The organism is Staphylococcus sp. HMSC069E10 (assembly GCF_001809205.1).
GTDB lineage: Bacteria > Bacillota > Bacilli > Staphylococcales > Staphylococcaceae > Staphylococcus > Staphylococcus hominis.
In genome coordinates this window covers 1-216 of the sequence record NZ_KV796506.1, presented here as the reverse complement: position 1 = coordinate 216, position 216 = coordinate 1, and the positions used below count along the sequence as shown (strand labels likewise).

Annotated in this window: 1 protein-coding gene; it reads left to right on the top strand. The window is 35.6% G+C overall.

Annotated elements, in window-relative coordinates:
* Window positions 1-216: G5 domain-containing protein (locus tag HMPREF2561_RS10250; RefSeq protein ID WP_176743837.1), on the top strand; the 216-nt coding region annotated here is incomplete at both ends.

The following is a 216-nucleotide window of genomic DNA, read 5'->3' as shown; positions in this document are numbered from 1 at the left end:
AAAGAAGAGATTCCGTATGAAACAAAACGTGAATTTGATAAAGATCTAGCGCCTGGTACAGAGAAAGTTGTACAAAAAGGTGAAAATGGAGAAAAAACAATCACAACACCAACAACGAAAAATCCATTAACAAACGAAATAGTGGATAAAGGTACACCAACAGAAGAAATCACAAAAGAAGCAGTGGATGAAATCGTACATTATGGTGGCGAAGAA